Origin of the sequence: Kitasatospora sp. NPDC057512, from assembly GCF_042802135.1 — a bacterium.
Classification (GTDB): Bacteria; Actinomycetota; Actinomycetes; order Streptomycetales; family Streptomycetaceae; genus Kitasatospora.
This window is the reverse complement of record NZ_JBHVET010001014.1, coordinates 1-2,380: the sequence shown is the minus strand read 5'-3', so window position 1 is coordinate 2,380 and position 2,380 is coordinate 1. Positions and strand designations below refer to the sequence as shown.

Sequence of the window (2,380 nt, the reverse complement as noted above, 5' to 3'; positions counted from 1 at the left end):
CGGGGGAACAAGCCGGGGGCGCCGGGTCCGAGGCAACCGGAATCTGGTGTTCCGGTGGCTGAGGAGAACCTAGGTCCTGGCGATGTCGCAGGTCAAGGCGTTGGTTGAAGATTCACCCACGGTGTCCGGGGCGATCCGGCCGGTCACCCCGTCGACCCGCGTCGCGGCGTGCGGACGGCTCGGATCGGCGGCGAAATGCGCCGATTCGGCCCGGGCCCAGCCCGCCCAGAACTCGGCCAGTTCCGGCCCGTCCCGCTCCTCCCCGCGCCGCCGGGCCGAGACGGCGTCCAACTCCATCCAGATCACCCGGGCCAGCCACGGCCGCACCGCCCGCCGTCCGGCGCCGACCCCCTCCACCAGCACCACCGGGGCGGCCGGCACCGCGGCCGTGCCCGCGAAGCGGCGCAGGGTCCAGTCGTAGACCCGGTACTCGGCGTCCCGCCCGGCCGCCAGCGGCTCCAGCACCTGCTCGCGCAGCCGCCCGGTCCATCCGAAGGGCTCGCGGTGGGTGGCCAGGTCGTCGAGGTGGACCACCGGGGCCCCGTCGAGCGCCGCCGCCAGCCGTCCGGCGAAGGTGGTCTTGCCGGAGCCCGCGTGGCCGTCCACCGCGACCAGCCGCACCGGCCCGCAGGAGGGCGGCAGCGCTCGCAACTCGGCCGCGAGCGCGGTCAGCCGGTCGTCCGGAGCGGGCCGGAATCGGGTCGGGAGGGGTTCGGATACAGCCACAACGTCAACCCTACGGTGCCGTAGCCCGCCACTGCGTCCAGTTCAAATGTGCAGGTCGTGACGGCAGCGCGGGTTTCGGGCATACTCGCCTTCGCCACGACTGTGAACGGCCGTTCACCGCAACCCGGTGCCGGTCGGTCCGACCAGCCGCACCCACGCCGGACCGGCCGACACCTCGGTCCCGCGCCCCGATCGAGGAGGCGACCACCGCCATGACCCCCTCCCCTGTGAAAGCCGTGGAGCGCCAGCTGCCCACCGAGGAGGCCCGCGAGCTGCTGGGCCTCACCCGGGACCTGGTCCAGCGCGAGCTCCAGCCGCGCGCGGCGGAGGACGAGGCCGCCGGCCGCTTCCCGCGGGAGGTCTTCCGCACCCTCGGCGAAGCCGGCCTGCTCTCCCTCCCGTACGACGAGAAGTACGGCGGCGGCGACCAGCCCTACGAGGTGTACCTGCAGGTGCTGGAGGAGCTCGCGGCCGGCTGGCTGGCCGTCGGCCTCGGCGTCAGCGTGCACACCCTGTCCTGCCACGCGCTGGCCACCTTCGGCACCGACGAGCAGCGCGAGACGTGGCTGCCCGCCATGCTCTCCGGCGAGCAGCTCGGCGCCTACTGCCTCTCCGAGCCGCAGTCCGGCTCCGACGCGGCCGCGCTGCGCACCCGCGCAGACCTCGACGGCGACGCGTACGTGGTGAACGGCACCAAGGCCTGGATCACCCACGGCGGCCAGGCCGACTTCTACAGCGCCCTGGTGCGCACCGGCGTCGACGGTCCCAAGGGCATCAGCTGCCTGCTGGTCCCCGGCACCCAGCAGGGCCTGTCCGCGGCCCCGCCGGAGCACAAGATGGGCATGTGGTCCTCGCCGACCGCGCAGCTGCACTTCGACGGCGCCCGGGTGTCCCGCGAGCGGCTGGTCGGCGAGGAGGGGCAGGGCTTCCAGATCGCGCTCGCCGCGCTGGACTCCGGCCGCCTCGGCATCGCCGCCTGCGCCGTCGGCGTCGCCCAGGCCGCGCTCGACCTCGCGGTCGACTACGCCCGCACCCGGCGCCAGTTCGGCCGCCCGATCGCCGAGTTCCAGGGCCTGTCCTTCATGCTCGCCGACATGGCCACCCAGATCGAGGCCGGCCGCTCGCTCTACCTCTCCGCCGCCCGGCTGCGGGACGCCGGCCGCCCGTTCTCCAAGGAGGCGGCGATGGCCAAGCTGTTCTGCACCGACGCGGTGATGCGGGTGACCACCGACGCCGTCCAGGTGCTCGGCGGCTACGGCTACACCCAGGACTTCCCGGCCGAGCGCTACATGCGCGAGGCCAAGGTGCTGCAGATCGTCGAGGGCACCAACCAGATCCAGCGCCTGGTGATCGGCCGCCACCTCACGAAGGCCTGAGCCCAGGGCCTGTCCGGCGGGTCCTTGCCGGGTGCGCGACGCTCCCCCAGCCTTCGGCCGGGAGGTACCCCCAGGGCACAAGCGCACCTCGCCGCGTTGTCGTCGGTCGCCAATGGCCCCCAGCCTGGCGGCCGGGAGGTGCCCCCACCGCAGTGGCTCCCTCCTCCGCCTTGCGATGCACGCACCCCAACGCCGCGCCCTGATCCGACAAAACCCACCGGACAGGCCCGGCTCCCTCACGGCCTCCGGCCGTCACTCCAGGGTGCGGAGTGACGGCC

2 protein-coding genes are annotated in these 2,380 nt (G+C 74.0%); one reads left to right on the top strand and one right to left on the bottom strand.

The features are described 5' to 3' along the window. Positions 1-69 precede the first annotated feature (69 nt). Positions 70-726, bottom strand: a complete 657-nt coding sequence (locus ACFU6K_RS36940) for a uridine kinase (protein ID WP_380670712.1) — start codon at positions 724-726, stop codon at positions 70-72. A gap of 212 nt (positions 727-938) precedes the next feature. Here ACFU6K_RS36940 and ACFU6K_RS36935 point away from each other — a divergent pair, with 212 nt between their 5' ends. After that, positions 939-2,102, top strand: coding sequence for an acyl-CoA dehydrogenase family protein (locus ACFU6K_RS36935; RefSeq protein ID WP_380670710.1), 1,164 nt, complete (start codon positions 939-941; stop codon positions 2,100-2,102). Positions 2,103-2,380 lie beyond the last annotated feature (278 nt).